A 13,921-nucleotide genomic window follows, 5' to 3' on the forward strand; every position below is an offset into this window, starting at 1 on the left:
GGGCCCCGTCGTGCCGTTCAGTGGTTTCATGCTGCATGCTGGGCAGTTCGCACGCCCTGAAGGATTTCCGAAGGTTACGGAGTGGCGCATGACTAGCACCTTCCCCAACATCTCCATCAGCACGGAGCGGTTGGTGCTGCGTCCCCTCGACGAGGACGACGTGCCCGCCCTGACCGAGATGATGAAGGACGAGCAGGTCGCGGCCTGGACCGACGTGCCCCAGCCGTTCACCGAGGACGCGGCCCGGCACTGGATCGGCGAGTACGCCCCCGCCGAACGCGCCGACGGGCGGGGCCTCGACCTCGCGGTCACCGAGTTCCTCACCCAGCGCCTGGTCGGTGTCATCCGGCTCACCAAGACCGACTGGCACATCCGCGCCACCGAGTTGTCGTACATCGTCGCCCCGTGGGCCCGCGGCGAGGGCTATGCCTCCGAGGCCGCGCTCGCCACCGCCCACTGGCTCTTCGGCGACCAGAAGTTCGAACGCATCGAGATCCGCACCGCCGCCGACAACACCGCCTCCCAGCAGGTGGCCCAGAAGATCGGCGGGATCAGCGAGGGCGTGCTGCGCAACGCCTGCATAGTCCACGTCCGCGCCGACGACGGCACGTGGTCGGACGTGCGCACCGACTTCATCGTGTGGAGCCTGCTCCCGGAGGACCTGGAAGGCGCCGGTGAGGAACTCACCGAGAGCGGCGGCTTCACCTCCTGGAACTGACGCCGACGGGCCTTGCCCCGTCGCGCGCCGGACAGCTCCACCAGGTACCCTCACGGAGCCCGCCCACGGGCCCGGACCCTGACGACCCGCGAACTCCCTGGAGACTGACGACGATGGCCGACAGGGTCACGGTGATCGGCTGGGACGGCTCGCCGCTCACCGCAGCGGGACGCGGCGCGCTCGGCGCCGCCACCCTCGTCGCGGGTGCGGCACACCATCTCGACCTGCCCGAGGTGCCACGCACCGCCGAGCGCATCCGCCTCGGCAGCGTCGCCCTCGCCGCCCGCCGCATCGCCGGCCACCGCGGCACCGCGGTGGTACTGGCCGACGGCGATCCCGCCTTCTTCGGTGTCGTACGGACCCTGCGCGCGCCCGAGTTCGGCCTGGAGGTCGAAGTGGTGCCGGCCGTGTCCCCGGTGGCCGCCGCCTTCGCCCGCGCCGGCATGCCCTGGGACGACGCACAGGTGGTGGTCGCACACCGGCGTACCCTGCGACGCGCGGTGAATGTGTGCCGCGCCCACCCCAAGGTCGCCGTCCTCACCTCACCCGGCGCCGGACCGGCCGAACTCGGCCTGCTGATGGAAGGCGTCCACCGCACCTTCGTCATCTGCGAGGAACTCGGCACCGACCGCGAGCAGGTCAGCGTCGTCACCTCCGACAAGGCCGCCGACCACACATGGCGCGACCCCAACGTCGTCATCGTCATCGGCGGACCCTCCGGACCCGTGCCGGCCGGCGACGGCGGCTGGATCGCCGGCCGCGACCCGGCGGCAGGCCCGCGCGGCTGGGTTCGGCCCGACGCGGAGTACGGCGACGGCGCGCCGCTCGGCGAAGGGGAGACCGAGCTGCTGAGGGCCGCCCAACTCGCCCGGCTGGGACCGCGGGTGGGGGACCTCGTCTGGGACATCGGCTGCGGCAGCGGTGCGTTCGCCACCGAGGCGGCGCGCGCCGGTGCCGCCGTCATCGCCGTCGACCGGGACCTCGCGGCCTGCGCCCGCAGCGAGGCGGCCGCCCGCCGGTTCGGGGTCCAGTTCCAGATCGTGCACGGCGATGCCCCCCACGTACTGGAGAACCTGCCCGAGCCCGACGTCGTCCGGGTCGGGGGCGGGGGAGCGGCCGTGGTCAACGCGGTCGCCGACCGTCGCCCGCAGCGCATCGTCACCCACGCCGCCACCCGCGACGCGGCCGAACTCGTCGGACGCGATCTGACCGAGCACGGTTATCAGGTCGAGTGCGCCCTGCTGCAGTCCGTCGAACTCGACACCAGGGCCTGGACGGAGACCGAGCGGAACGTCGCGTTCCTGCTCAGCGGCACGCTGCCGGTGCGCGAAGCGACTCGCTGAGGGGCGGCGGCCGGGCGACGGGCGGGGCCTGCCCGAGCGCGCCCCGTGATCCTGTTGTCATATCGCGCGCGGTAGGCTGGCCGATCGCTGCACCGCACCGGTGGCCCGGAAATTCGTTCGTCAATATCCGGAAAACGCGCTCCTTTTGGGGCGGGTGTGGTACGGCAGAACCGGGGACGCGCAACGTGGCGCAGTCCACAGCGGGCTGTCGCGGTTCACGCTGCCGTGACGGTCGAACGGCCGGGACAATGCCACTGAATGGCTTTGTCGCCTTTTCCGGCGGGTCGTTCGTGCCGCTGGGCACGCACGCTCGTTCTTCACTGCGGGGCGGTCGGTGCGCCGCCCCGAGCGAGCTGGTCGTAGAAGGCACTAACCGATGGGCGAGGGGTACGCATGACGGACACCGGCCAGGTCCCGGGCGAGGGACTGCCGGAGAGCGCAGGCATGGTGGAACAGCCGGGCGTTCCCGCGCACGGCGCGTACACCTACCTCTCCGAGTCGCCCGCCGAGGACGAAGACCTGCTGCTCCCGGGCGCCCAGGGCGCCTGGGGGAACGAAGTGCCGCCGCCGCCCCCGGAGCCGGTCGTGGAGACCGTCCACGAGCCCGGCCCGCACGAGACGGACGGCCGGGACAGCGGGTCGGTCGACCTCAGCGCCGTCCGGCTGCCCAACTCGGTGCCGGCGTCCCCGATCCTCTCCGTGCCCCACGACCCGACCGCCGCCCCGGCCCCGCGCCGCCCGCTGCATCTCGGTCCGCCGATCCCCGACGCCTCCGCCAGCCCGGTCCGCTCCCTCGCCGACCGCGGCCCGGCCGGCGCACCGGTGGTCCGGCAGCCCGGCCCGCCGACGGCCGGGCCCGAGTACCTCGACGCGCAGCCGGTGCACGAGGGCGCTCCCCAGGCCGCCGCGCCCTGGGGCACGCCCCAGACGGTCCTGCGGACGGCGGCGCCGCAGGCCGCGCCCGCGCCGCAGGTCGCCGCACAGGCCCAGGCTGCGGAAACGGTTGTTCCGGCACCGGAGGCGATGGCCGCCATGGCGCCCGCCGCCGTCGCGGCCACCTCGGCCGTCGGACACGAGGCCATGGCGCACGAGGCCATGGTGCAGGAACACATGGCGCACGAGCCCATGGTGCAGGAACACATGGCGCCGGAACCCATGGCGCACGAGCCCATGGCGCCGGAACCCATGGTGGCGATGGTCGCCGACGGTACGGCTGTCACCCCGCGGCAGCAGGCACCCGTGGGTCCCGGATCGTGGCCCGAGAACGCCTACGGCGCCGAGAGCGCGGCCCAGCCGGTCGACGCGGGCGCCGCCTCGCCCACGGCCGAGCCGACGGCTCCGCACGGCGCCGGGATGCCGGGCGGCGCCCAGGAGCCCGTGCCGGGCGCGGTGCCGGAGGGCGCCCCGATGGGGGCCGAGGTCCCGCACGCGGTGCACGTTCCGCACCCTTCCCCGGCTCACCCGACCGCGCAGGTCCCGGTGGTCCCGGAAGCCCCGGTGGTCCCGGAAGGCCAGGAGCACCTGCCCGGGCACGGTGCCGCGGTGCCCGAGCCGTCGGCGGTACCCGTGCCGGAGGCCGCGGACCAGGTCGCCGAAGCGGCCGTCCCCGAGCCGGCCGAGCCGGTACGTCACGCACCCGTGCGGCCCGTGGCCCCGGCCCTGCCGGAGCCGGAGGCCATGGACCCCGCCGTGGCCGAGCAGGCCGTGGCGTCCGTGATGTCCCTCGCGCCCGAGCAGGCCGCGGCATCCGCGGAGTCCGTCGCGCCCGAGTCGGTTCCGGCGCCCCCGACGGTCCGGCCCGAGCCCGCCCCGGAGGCGGACGCCGTGCCGGCCGGGCCCGCCCCGGCCATGGTCCTGGGCGAGGCCCTCCCGGAGGCCGCCTCAGCCGTGGCCGGGACAGCCGTGGCCGGGACAGCGCAGCCCATGGAGCCCGCCGTCGCCCCCGAGGCCGCGCGCCCCGCCCTGGACGAGGCGCCCGCCGAGTTTCCCGCGGCGGCCGTCGTACCGAACGCGGAGTCCGCCGTCCTCGGCGCCGCCGAGCCGCTGCCCGCCGGACCCCGGCCCCAGGACACCCCGCTCCTGAGCCCGGTGGCCCGGCCGCAGGAGACCACGGCGGCCCAGGAGCCGCCGCTCCCGGCCGAGGCGCCGGAGGCCGCGCCGGACCGGCCGCTCGGCGAGTTCGTCGCCGTCGACGGCCAGGTTCCGACCACCCCGCACCTCGCCCCGACCCCGCCGCACCCCCTGGTCCTGCCCGCCCAGGACCCGATGGAGGGTCTGCCGGAGACGGCCGCCACGGTCCCCGCGCCCCGCGAGGCCGAGCCCGGACCGGTGACCGAGGACCACCTCGACGTCGTACAGCACGCGGAGGACCTGGAGACCAGGGCCGCCGACCAGGAAGAGAGCACGGCCGCCGTGGCAGAAGCACATCAGTCCACCGGCCCGGCCGCGCCCGCCTACGACGACGCCGAGCGCGAGGCCGTGCTCAAGGTCATGCGCGAACGCCGCGACATCCGCAACGGCTTCCGCAGCGACCCCATCCCGCACGAGGTGCTGCTGCGCGTCCTGGAGGCCGCCCACACCGCGCCCTCCGTCGGCCACTCCCAGCCCTGGGACTTCGTGGTCATCCGGTCCGCGGACACCCGCCGCTCGATGCACGAACTGGCCATGCGCCAGCGCGACGCGTACGCCAAGTCCCTGCCGAAGGGCCGCGCGAAGCAGTTCAAGGAACTGAAGATCGAGGCCATCCTCGACACCCCGGTCAACATCGTCGTCACCGCCGACCCCACACGCGGCGGCCGGCACACCCTCGGCCGGCACACCCAGCCGCAGATGGCGCCGTACTCCGCGGCCCTCGCCGTCGAGAACCTCTGGCTCGCCGCCCGCGCCGAGGGCCTCGGCGTCGGCTGGGTCAGCTTCTTCGACGAGCGCGAGATGGTCCGCGCGCTGGGCCTGCCCGAGCACCTCGAAGTCATCGCCTACCTGTGCGTGGGGTACGTCGACGAGTTCCCGGACGAGCCCGAGCTGATGCAGGCCGGCTGGTCCAAGCGACGCCCGCTGTCCTGGGTGGTGCACGAGGAGACGTACGGCCGTCGTGCCCTGCCCGGCGAGGACCCGCACGACCTGCTCGCCGAGACCGTCGCCGGGATCCGCCCGCTGGACGCCAAGGCGCTCGGCGAGGCCTGGGAGCGGCAGAAGCGGATGACCAAGCCCGCCGGTGCGCTCGGCATGCTGGAGATCATCTCGGCCCAGCTGTCCGGCCTGTCCCGGCAGTGCCCGCCGCCGATCCCGGAGCCCGCGGCCGTCGCGATCTTCGCCGGCGACCACGGGGTGCACGCCCAGGGCGTGACCCCCTGGCCGCAGGAGGTCACCGCCCAGATGGTGGCCAACTTCCTCGGCGGGGGAGCGGTCTGCAACGCGTTCGCCTCCCAGGTGGGCGCCGAGGTGTGCGTGGTCGACGTCGGCGTCGCCTCCGAACTCCCCGCGACGCCGGGCCTGCTGCCCCGCAAGGTCCGCGCGGGCACGTCCGACATGACCACCGGCGCGGCCATGACCCGCGAGGAGGCCAAGCAGGCCATCGAGGTCGGCATCGAGACCGCCCGCGATCTGGTGGCGGCCGGAAACAAGGCCCTGCTCACCGGTGAGATGGGCATCGCCAACACCACGGCGTCCGCCGCGCTCATCTCCGTGTACACCGGGGCCGACCCCGCCGAGGTCACCGGCCGCGGCACGGGCATCAACGACGAGACCCTCGCCCGCAAGACCGAGGTCGTCCGCCGCGCCCTGGACCTCCACCAGCCGGACCCGGCCGACCCCATCGGCGTCCTCGCGGCGATCGGCGGCTTCGAACACGCGGCGATGGTGGGCCTGTTGCTCGGTGGCGCGTCCCTGCGCACCCCGGTGATCCTGGACGGCGTCAGCGCCGGTGCCGCCGCCCTGGTGGCCCGGGCGATCGCCCCCGAGGTCCTGGCCGCGTGCATCGCCGGCCACCGCAGCGCGGAGCCCGGTCACGTGGCCGCCCTCAACAAGCTGGGCCTGCGGCCCCTGGTCGACCTGGACCTGCGCCTCGGCGAGGGCACGGGCGCGCTCCTGGCACTGCCGCTGGTGCAGAGCACGGCGAGGGCCATGCACGAGGTGGCCACGTTCGACTCGGCGGGCGTCACCGAGAAGTAGCCGCGGCCGCGCGCACCGGGCGGACCTCCGTGCGGTGCGCTGCGGCGCGAGTCGGTTCTGGGCGTCGGACTTCGGGCCGGGTTCCGACCTGGTTGGCTTCGGGCCGCGTGGTGTGGGCCGGGTACCGACCTGGTTCGCGGCGGGCCGCGTCGTGCGAGCGGGCCGGGACCGACCCGCGTCGAGTGGCCGGGCGGAAGCCGGCCGCGAGGCGGACGGCGGCCCGCCCGACCCGGAGTACGCCGCCCCGCCGACCCGGCGTACGCGGCGCGGCGCGGGCAGGGCCGGAAGCCGGGTGGGTCCGGGGCGACCGGTACCTCCCGGCGGTCCGACCCGTCACGGCCTGCCCGTCGAAGGCCCCGGCGAAGGGTCTGTCATGGTCCGCGCGGGCGCCTGCCCTCCGGCGGTCGTCGCGGGCTCCACCGGTCCGGCTGCCGGCCGACGGAAGCCGGACAGGCGACCCGAAGACCGCGCGGCCCGCAGGACCCACACCTCCCGCACCACCGCTCGCACCGCACCACCCACACCCCCGACGGCCGGGAAGCGGGAGGGCGGCCGCGGGCATCCGCACCCGGCGGGCCGCCCAACCCCTGGGCACCCGAGCCGTCGCCTTCCCCCGCCCCGTAAAATCTGCACGTCAGGGCAACGAACCGCCGCCACACCAGGGAGCCGCAGCGTCATGGCCGAACACCCCGCCTACCCCGTAGGCCTTCGCCTCACCGGCCGCAAGGTGGTCGTCCTCGGTGCCGGCCAGGTCGCCCAGCGCCGTCTCCCCGCGCTCATCGCGGCCGGCGCCGACATCACCCTCGTGTCCCCCGAAGCCACCCCCTCCGTCGAGGCGATGGCCGACGCCGGTGAGATCGGCTGGGTCAGGCGGCCCTACCAGGACGGCGATCTCGCCGACGCGTGGTACGCCCTGATCGCCACCAGCGACCCCGCCGCCAACACCGCCGCCTCCGCCGAAGCGGAGCGGCACCGTGTCTGGTGCGTCCGTTCCGACGACGCCGACCGGGCCACCGCCTGGACTCCGGCCACCGGCCACAGCGAGGGCGTCACCGTCGCCGTGCTCACCACCGACGCCCGGGGCCGCGACCCCCGCCACACCGCCGCCATCCGGGACGCGGTCGTGGAGGGCCTGCGCGACGGCACCCTCGTCGCCCCGCACCACCGCACCCGCACCGCGGGCGTCGCCCTGGTCGGCGGCGGTCCCGGCGACCCCGACCTGATCACGGTGCGCGGCCGCCGCCTGCTCGCCGAGGCCGACGTGGTGATCGCCGACCGTCTCGGCCCCCGCGACCTGCTCGCCGAACTCCCGCCGCACGTCGAGGTGATCGACGCCGCGAAGATCCCGTACGGGCGCTACATGGCCCAGGAGGCGATCAACAACGCCCTGATCGAGCACGCCAGGCAGGGCAGGTCGGTGGTACGGCTCAAGGGCGGCGACCCCTACGTCTTCGGCCGGGGCATGGAGGAGGTCCAGGCGCTCGCCGAGGCCGGCATCCCCTGCACGGTGGTGCCGGGCATCTCCAGTTCGATCTCGGTGCCGAGCGCGGCCGGTATCCCGGTCACCCACCGGGGCGTCGCGCACGAGTTCACCGTGGTCAGCGGCCATGTCGCGCCGGACGACGAGCGCTCGCTCGCCGACTGGCCGTCGCTCGCGAAGCTCACCGGGACCCTGGTGATCCTCATGGGCGTCGACAAGATAGGGCGGATCGCCGAGACCCTGATGGGTCACGGCAAGTCCCCGGACACCCCGGTCGCCCTCGTCCAGGAGGGCACGACGGCGGCGCAGCGCCGGGTCGACGCGACCCTCGCCACGGTGGCGGAGGTCGTCCGCGCGGAGGACGTCAAGGCGCCGGCGGTCATCGTCGTCGGCGAGGTCGTGAACGTCGGCCCGCTCCCGTCCGCCTGGGCGACAACGACGTAACCCCGGGTAACACAACTCGTTCCAGCCCGTTGGCACCACACCCAGGACAAGGCAGTATCACCCTGTGGCCGATCTCATCACCGTCGAGGATCCCGACGACCCGCGCCTGCGTGACTACACGGGCCTGACCGACGTCGAACTGCGCCGCAAGCGCGAACCGGCGGAGGGCCTGTTCATCGCCGAGGGCGAGAAGGTGATCCGCAGGGCGAAGGACGCGGGCTACGAGATGCGTTCGATGCTGCTGTCCGCCAAGTGGGTCGACGTCATGCGCGATGTCATCGACGAACTCCCCGCCCCCGTCTACGCGGTCAGCCCGGAACTCGCCGAAAGGGTCACCGGCTACCACGTGCACCGCGGCGCGCTCGCCTCCATGCAGCGCAAGCCGTTGCCGACGGCGGCCGAACTGCTGCGCACCACACGCCGGGTCGTCGTCATGGAGTCGGTCAACGACCACACCAACATCGGCGCGATCTTCCGCTCGGCGGCGGCCCTCGGCATGGACGCGGTGCTGTTGTCCCCGGACTGCGCCGACCCCCTCTACCGCCGCAGCGTGAAGGTCTCGATGGGCGCGGTCTTCTCCGTGCCCTACGCCCGTCTCGACACCTGGCCCAAGGGTCTCGACTCGGTCCGCGAGGCCGGGTTCACCCTGCTCGCCCTCACCCCGGACGAGAAGGCCCGCAGCCTCGACGAGGCCGCTCCGCACCGCATGGACCGGGTGGGCCTGATGCTCGGCGCGGAGGGGGACGGCCTCTCCACCCAGGCCCTGGTCGCCGCCGACGAATGGGTGCGCATCCCGATGTCCCACGGCGTCGACTCCCTCAACGTCGGCGCGGCGGCGGCGGTGGCCTTTTACGCCGTGACCGCCGGCCGTCCGCAGCCGTAGGACCTGTCACTCCCTGAGGGCGGCGGCCTTCGCGGGTGCGGTCCCACCGGGGACGCCCATCCCGTGCGACGGGCCGGAACAGCCCTGGGCCAGCGCGATCCCCAGCGCGACCAGCAGCGTCACCACGACGAACACGAACAGCCGCTGACGCAGCAGCCGCGGGTTGGCCGGGCGCCTGCCGGTGCCGGTGGGACGCGCGGCGGGGCGCCCCGAACCACCTCGCGACCCGGGACGGTTCCCGTTCGTGCCCCCCGGCCGGCTGCCGTTGCCCCGCGGGGCGGGTGTGGGACGCGCGCCACCGGGCCGGGACGGCGCCCCGCCGTTCGCCCGTGGACCGCTGCCGCCGCGTGAGGGCGCGTTGCCCCGCACCGGCGTGCCCGGGGAGGAGTGCGGTGGCCGCCGCTGGACGCGCTGCGACTCCGGATAGGTCTCGGCGAGCCGCCCGGTGGGCCGGTCCGCCTCCGCGGCACGCGGCGCCGGCGGTCGTACGTCGGGCAGTCCCTGCGCCTCGCGCGCCGCGATCTCCTTCAGCCGGAGCGACAGCTGCAGCGTGCTCGGCCGGTCCTCCGGGTCCTTCGCCAGGCAGGCCCGCACCAGCGGGGCCAGCGCGTCCGGTACCCCGTGGAGCTGCGGCTCCTCGTGCACCACGCGGTAGAGCATCACCTCGGAACTGCCGTGCCCGAAGGGCGAGTCACCGGTCGACGCGTACGCGAGGGTCGCCCCGAGCGAGAACACGTCGGTGGCCGGGGTGACGGCGGCCCCGCGCACCTGCTCGGGCGCGAGGAACCCGGGGGAGCCCACCGCCGTACCGACGTGGGTGAGCGTGGAGGCACCGGTGGCCCAGGCGATGCCGAAGTCGATGATCCGCGGCCCCTTCGGGGACAGCAGGATGTTGGACGGCTTGAGATCCCGGTGGACGACTCCGGCCTCGTGGACGGCGACCAGCCCCTCGGACAGGGCCGCGCCGACCGCCGCCGCGTCCGCCGCGCCCAGGGGGCCGTCGTCGGCGACCCTGTCGTGCAGCGAGGGACCGGGAACGTACTGGGTGGCGAACCACGGCCGCTCGGCCTCCAGATCCGCGGCGACCAGGCGTGCCGTGCAACCGCCCCGGATCCGCCGGGCCGCCGAGACCTCACGGGCGAACCGCGACCGGAACTCCTGGTCCTCCGCGAGGTCGGGCCGGATCACCTTCAGCGCGACCCGCTGCCCCTTCTTGTCGGAGCCCAGGTAGACCACGCCCATGCCGCCGGCGCCGAGCCTTCGGTGAAGCCTGAACGAGCCGACGACGCGCGGGTCCTCGCGCCTCAGGCGCATCATCGCCATGTTCATCCCCGCTGCCCGGTCCGTGTGACGTGGCACAGCTTACGTTTCCACGGCCGCCCGCGCGCAGAGGCCGCGCCCTCTCGGCCCGACGGATTGTCAGTGCCGGGTGGGAGACTTGAGGAGTGGTCAGGAAGGCGGCGGATTGTGCGCCTTTGACTGTCCGTCTGCGCCAACAAGCCGTCACAGAAGGGGGATTGACACTGTGAAGGGTGATCGGGTGGAGATAGTCGTCGATGCCGGGGACACGACCCGTACGTACGAGGTGGTGGCCAGCAGGGCGGGTCGCCGGGTGGAGACAGCGGTGCGACGAGGGGTGGTGGAAGTGAGCGAAGTCACGCGAAACGGCACTGTTGTCCGTACGGCCCGTTTCATGGCGACCCGGGTCCTGGCCCTCGTCGAGCAGCCGGTGCCCCGCGAGGACAGCTCGGAAAAACCGGGTGGGACCGGGCACCCTCTCAGGGAAGACCCCGAGGCCTAGGACGAGGCGCGGGACCCTGTCTCCACCCAGGGGAGTAGGGCGCAGGTCATGGCTCATCCTCTCGGAGGCCCGCGATTCGGTACGAGGGCATGACGTCCCCCGGGCGGCCCGCACCTAGATTTGAGGTCAAGCGGCGGGTGCAGCACTCGTCCCCCGAGGTCAGACACCCGCCGCTGCCAACGACAACTGAACGGTCAGGAGAGGGACCATGGCTCTTACGGCACAGCGGACACACACCACCCGCCCCCGCCGACAGGGCCGTCGCCACCCGCTGGTGGCGACGCTGATGGCCCTCCCCCTGGCGGCCCTGCTCCTGCTCGTCTTCGACGGCTGGGAGACGGTGGCCACACAGGCGTCGTCCGTGGGAGTGATGCTGGGGCGCTGAGCGGCGACCCCAGGCCCGGAAGAGCGGTCCGGGCGGGGACATCCACCCATGAAACCCCGTGGGGACGGGGGTGCGGCGGACGGCACAAATGCCGGCGCAGCTGGGGAGCTGCGCCGGCATTGCTTTTCCCCGGCACGTCGGTCGCGCCCAGCCTGCGGCGCGGGCACCCGGGCGACCTCGTCGTCCGCGGGCCCTTCGGCCCGACCGTACGGCTCCCCGCGCCCCTGAGGGCTCACTTCCGGGCCGATTCCCGCGCAGTCGCGGGCTCGGCGGTACGGCCGCGGGCTCCCGCGCAGCCGGCGCGGCCCGGGAGGGTGCGGTCGGTCCGACCGCACGGTTCCCCGAGCCCCTGGGGGCTCACTTCCGGGTCGATTCCCGCACAGCCGCAGGCTTCCGCGCAGTCGCGGGCTCTCACACCGCCACGGGCTTCCGTAGAGCCGCAGTTTCCCGTACGGCCGCGGGCTCCCGCGCAGCCGGCGCGGCCCGGAGGGTGTGGCGGCACTCCCGCGAGCGCGGGCGAGCGGGACGCCGGTACTCCCGGTCGCGGGTGGACCCCGGCGCATCGCACCCGCGTACCCTCACCCCAGCACAGCCGCACCACCTCCCGGGGGACCCCATGACCGCAGACGTAGTACCCCGGCTGGCCGCCGCGGTCAGAGCCGCCGCCCACCCCGACGCCGCCCCCTGCCCCTGCGGCGCCGACGCCACCTCGACCCTCGCCCACCGACCCGACACCACGGTCCTCCGGCACGCGGAGACCGTCGCCAAGGCGCACGCCCCCGGCACCGACCCCACCGCCCTCACCGTCCGGCTGGCCATCGCCGCCCGCCTCCCCGAGGTCTTCCTCCCGCCGCTCGCCCCCGCCCCCGCGGCCTTCGTCGGCAGCCGTCCGGTCACCCTGTGGCCGTACGGCGCCCCCGTGGACCCCGACGCCCCGGACGCCGCCCCCTGGGAAGCCGCCGCCATCCTCCTCGCCCTGCTGCACCGCGAGCCGCCCGCCCCCGCCACGCCCCCGATGCGCGGCCCCGCCAAGGCGGCCCAGGCGATGGACCGGCTCCGCGCGGCACTCGCCGGAGCGGATGCCCACCCCGCCGCCCCGCCGGTCCTCCGCGCCTGGTCGGGGCTGCCGCCCTGGGCCCGGGCCGAGGCTCCGATGCCCGGTACCCGGACCATCGTCCACGGCGATCTCCATCTCGGCCAGCTGGTCCGGCACCCGGCGCCGGACGGTCCGTGGCGGCTCATCGACATCGACGACCTGGGCGTCGGCGCCCCGGGCTGGGACCTCGCCCGCCCCGCGTCCTGGTACGCGTGCGGTCTGCTCCCGCCCGACGAGTGGACCCGCTTCCTGACCGCCTACCGCGCGGCCGGCGGCCCGGCCGTACCGGAGGGCGGCGACCCCTGGCCGGCCCTGGACGTGCCGGCCCGTGCGCTCACCGTCCAGACCGCCGCCCGCTACCTCGCGAAGGCGATCGCGGCGGACCGGGCCCTGGACGAGGTCGAGCGGTGTCTGATCGACGCCTGTGCCCGAATGGCCCCGGAATGACACGTCATCGTCGCCCGACAGGTCCCGGCCCCCGCCCGGTTGGCCCTCGATTTCCCGAAGTAGGGTGCAACCGACCGGGGTCGGACGGAGTCTGTCCTGGGAGAACGTGAAGCAGTTTTCACCGGCGAGGAGTTGAGCCGACCATGCAGTGTCCGAAATGTCATGCGCCGATGCACACCTACAACCGCAACGGCGTCCAGATCGAGCAGTGCAGCGGCTGCCGGGGCATCTTCCTCGACTACGGCGAGCTGGAGGCGCTGACCCAGATGGAGGCCCAGTGGGCGAAGCCGGTCCCGCCGGCCCCGCAGGCCTACCCGGCGCCGCCCGCGCCGGCCTGGGGCGCCCCGCAGCAGCACCACGGCGGTCACTACGGGGGCCACGGCGGTCACCACGGCGGTCACCACGGCCACAACAAGAGCTGGGCCCACATGCTCTTCTCCAGCTGAGCCCGGCGCGCCCGGCACCTGTGCCGGGCGCACACGCGGCCCCTGGCGCGCACGAAGAAGCCCCAACCGTCGCAACGGTCGGGGCTCTCCATGGTGTGGACGATACTGGGATTGAACCAGTGACCTCTTCCGTGTCAGGGAAGCGCTCTCCCGCTGAGCTAATCGTCCTCGGGACCGCGATCCGGAGATCACGGGCACTGCGTGCGCGATACTGGGATTGAACCAGTGACCTCTTCCGTGTCAGGGAAGCGCTCTCCCGCTGAGCTAATCGCGCGGGACAGATCTCAAGCCTCTCGGCCAAGATCCAGTGGACGATACTGGGATTGAACCAGTGACCTCTTCCGTGTCAGGGAAGCGCTCTCCCGCTGAGCTAATCGTCCTTGGAGGTGGAGACGGGATTTGAACCCGTGTAGACGGCTTTGCAGGCCGTTGCCTCGCCTCTCGGCCACTCCACCAGGAGTGTAGGGGACCGGGAAGACCCCTCGTTCCTTCGAGCGGACGACGAGGCTCGAACTCGCGACCTCAACCTTGGCAAGGTTGCGCTCTACCAACTGAGCTACGTCCGCCTGTCGGTTCGGCCCGCTCTCGCGGCCCGGCGACGTGTTGAACTCTAGCGGATTCCCGGGCCAGCACAAAAACGCGTTTACGCAGCGTGCTGCGCCTGCCCCGGCGGACGGCGTGGTCAGGGCCCCCTCGCCGACACACCCG

At 74.0% G+C, this 13,921-nt stretch carries 10 protein-coding genes and 5 tRNA genes; 9 read left to right on the top strand and 6 right to left on the bottom strand.

Annotation, left to right across the window (positions count from 1 at the left end; all coding sequences use genetic code 11):
- The first annotated feature begins 88 nt into the window (after nucleotides 1-88).
- The 5 genes from ACFY3I_RS21620 (at nucleotide 89) to ACFY3I_RS21640 (ending at nucleotide 9,038) form a co-directional block, all read left to right on the top strand.
- Nucleotides 89-718, top strand: coding sequence for a GNAT family N-acetyltransferase (locus ACFY3I_RS21620; RefSeq protein WP_390862014.1), 630 nt, complete (start codon nucleotides 89-91; stop codon nucleotides 716-718).
- Nucleotides 719-831: 113 nt separating this feature from the next.
- Nucleotides 832-2,061, top strand: coding sequence for a precorrin-6y C5,15-methyltransferase (decarboxylating) subunit CbiE (cbiE, locus tag ACFY3I_RS21625; protein WP_390862015.1), 1,230 nt, complete (start codon nucleotides 832-834; stop codon nucleotides 2,059-2,061).
- Between the two features lie 393 nt (nucleotides 2,062-2,454).
- Nucleotides 2,455-6,231: a nicotinate-nucleotide--dimethylbenzimidazole phosphoribosyltransferase gene (cobT, locus tag ACFY3I_RS21630; protein ID WP_390862016.1), complete on the top strand. Its 3,777-nt coding sequence runs from the start codon at nucleotides 2,455-2,457 to the stop codon at nucleotides 6,229-6,231.
- Between the two features lie 676 nt (nucleotides 6,232-6,907).
- Entirely contained in the window at nucleotides 6,908-8,155 is a 1,248-nt protein-coding gene (cobA, locus tag ACFY3I_RS21635) for a uroporphyrinogen-III C-methyltransferase (protein ID WP_390862017.1), read from the top strand.
- Nucleotides 8,156-8,219: 64 nt separating this feature from the next.
- A complete protein-coding gene (locus ACFY3I_RS21640; RefSeq protein WP_365293329.1) occupies nucleotides 8,220-9,038 on the top strand; it encodes an RNA methyltransferase in 819 nt (272 codons plus the stop codon).
- Between the two features lie 6 nt (nucleotides 9,039-9,044).
- Here the strand turns inward: ACFY3I_RS21640 and ACFY3I_RS21645 are convergent, their stop codons facing one another.
- Nucleotides 9,045-10,367, bottom strand: coding sequence for a protein kinase (locus tag ACFY3I_RS21645; protein ID WP_365293404.1), 1,323 nt, complete (start codon nucleotides 10,365-10,367; stop codon nucleotides 9,045-9,047).
- Nucleotides 10,368-10,563: 196 nt separating this feature from the next.
- Between ACFY3I_RS21645 and ACFY3I_RS21650 the strand changes: the two genes are divergently transcribed.
- The 4 genes from ACFY3I_RS21650 (at nucleotide 10,564) to ACFY3I_RS21665 (ending at nucleotide 13,213) form a co-directional block, all read left to right on the top strand.
- Nucleotides 10,564-10,839 (top strand): hypothetical protein, encoded by a 276-nt coding sequence (locus tag ACFY3I_RS21650; protein WP_365293328.1) that lies wholly within the window; start codon nucleotides 10,564-10,566, stop codon nucleotides 10,837-10,839.
- 208 nt (nucleotides 10,840-11,047) lie between these two features.
- Nucleotides 11,048-11,224, top strand: coding sequence for a hypothetical protein (locus tag ACFY3I_RS21655; RefSeq protein ID WP_046726640.1), 177 nt, complete (start codon nucleotides 11,048-11,050; stop codon nucleotides 11,222-11,224).
- Between the two features lie 616 nt (nucleotides 11,225-11,840).
- Nucleotides 11,841-12,767, top strand: a complete 927-nt coding sequence (locus tag ACFY3I_RS21660; protein WP_390862018.1) for a phosphotransferase family protein — start codon at nucleotides 11,841-11,843, stop codon at nucleotides 12,765-12,767.
- Between the two features lie 143 nt (nucleotides 12,768-12,910).
- Nucleotides 12,911-13,213 carry a zf-TFIIB domain-containing protein gene (locus ACFY3I_RS21665; RefSeq protein ID WP_390862019.1) on the top strand — a complete coding sequence of 101 codons (303 nt, stop codon included), beginning with the start codon at nucleotides 12,911-12,913 and terminating at the stop codon, nucleotides 13,211-13,213.
- 96 nt (nucleotides 13,214-13,309) lie between these two features.
- Here the strand turns inward: ACFY3I_RS21665 and ACFY3I_RS21670 are convergent.
- From ACFY3I_RS21670 to ACFY3I_RS21690, 5 genes are all read right to left on the bottom strand, one after another.
- Nucleotides 13,310-13,381, bottom strand: a tRNA-Val gene (locus ACFY3I_RS21670).
- Nucleotides 13,382-13,415: 34 nt separating this feature from the next.
- Nucleotides 13,416-13,487, bottom strand: a tRNA-Val gene (locus tag ACFY3I_RS21675).
- Nucleotides 13,488-13,521: 34 nt separating this feature from the next.
- Nucleotides 13,522-13,593 (bottom strand) — tRNA-Val (locus ACFY3I_RS21680).
- A 1-nt stretch (nucleotide 13,594) separates the two neighbouring features.
- Nucleotides 13,595-13,668 (bottom strand) — tRNA-Cys (locus ACFY3I_RS21685).
- Between the two features lie 38 nt (nucleotides 13,669-13,706).
- A tRNA-Gly gene (locus ACFY3I_RS21690) sits at nucleotides 13,707-13,779 on the bottom strand.
- Nucleotides 13,780-13,921: the final 142 nt, after the last annotated feature.

Source organism: Streptomyces sp. NPDC001068 (genome assembly GCF_042897315.1).
Classification (GTDB): domain Bacteria; phylum Actinomycetota; class Actinomycetes; order Streptomycetales; family Streptomycetaceae; genus Streptomyces.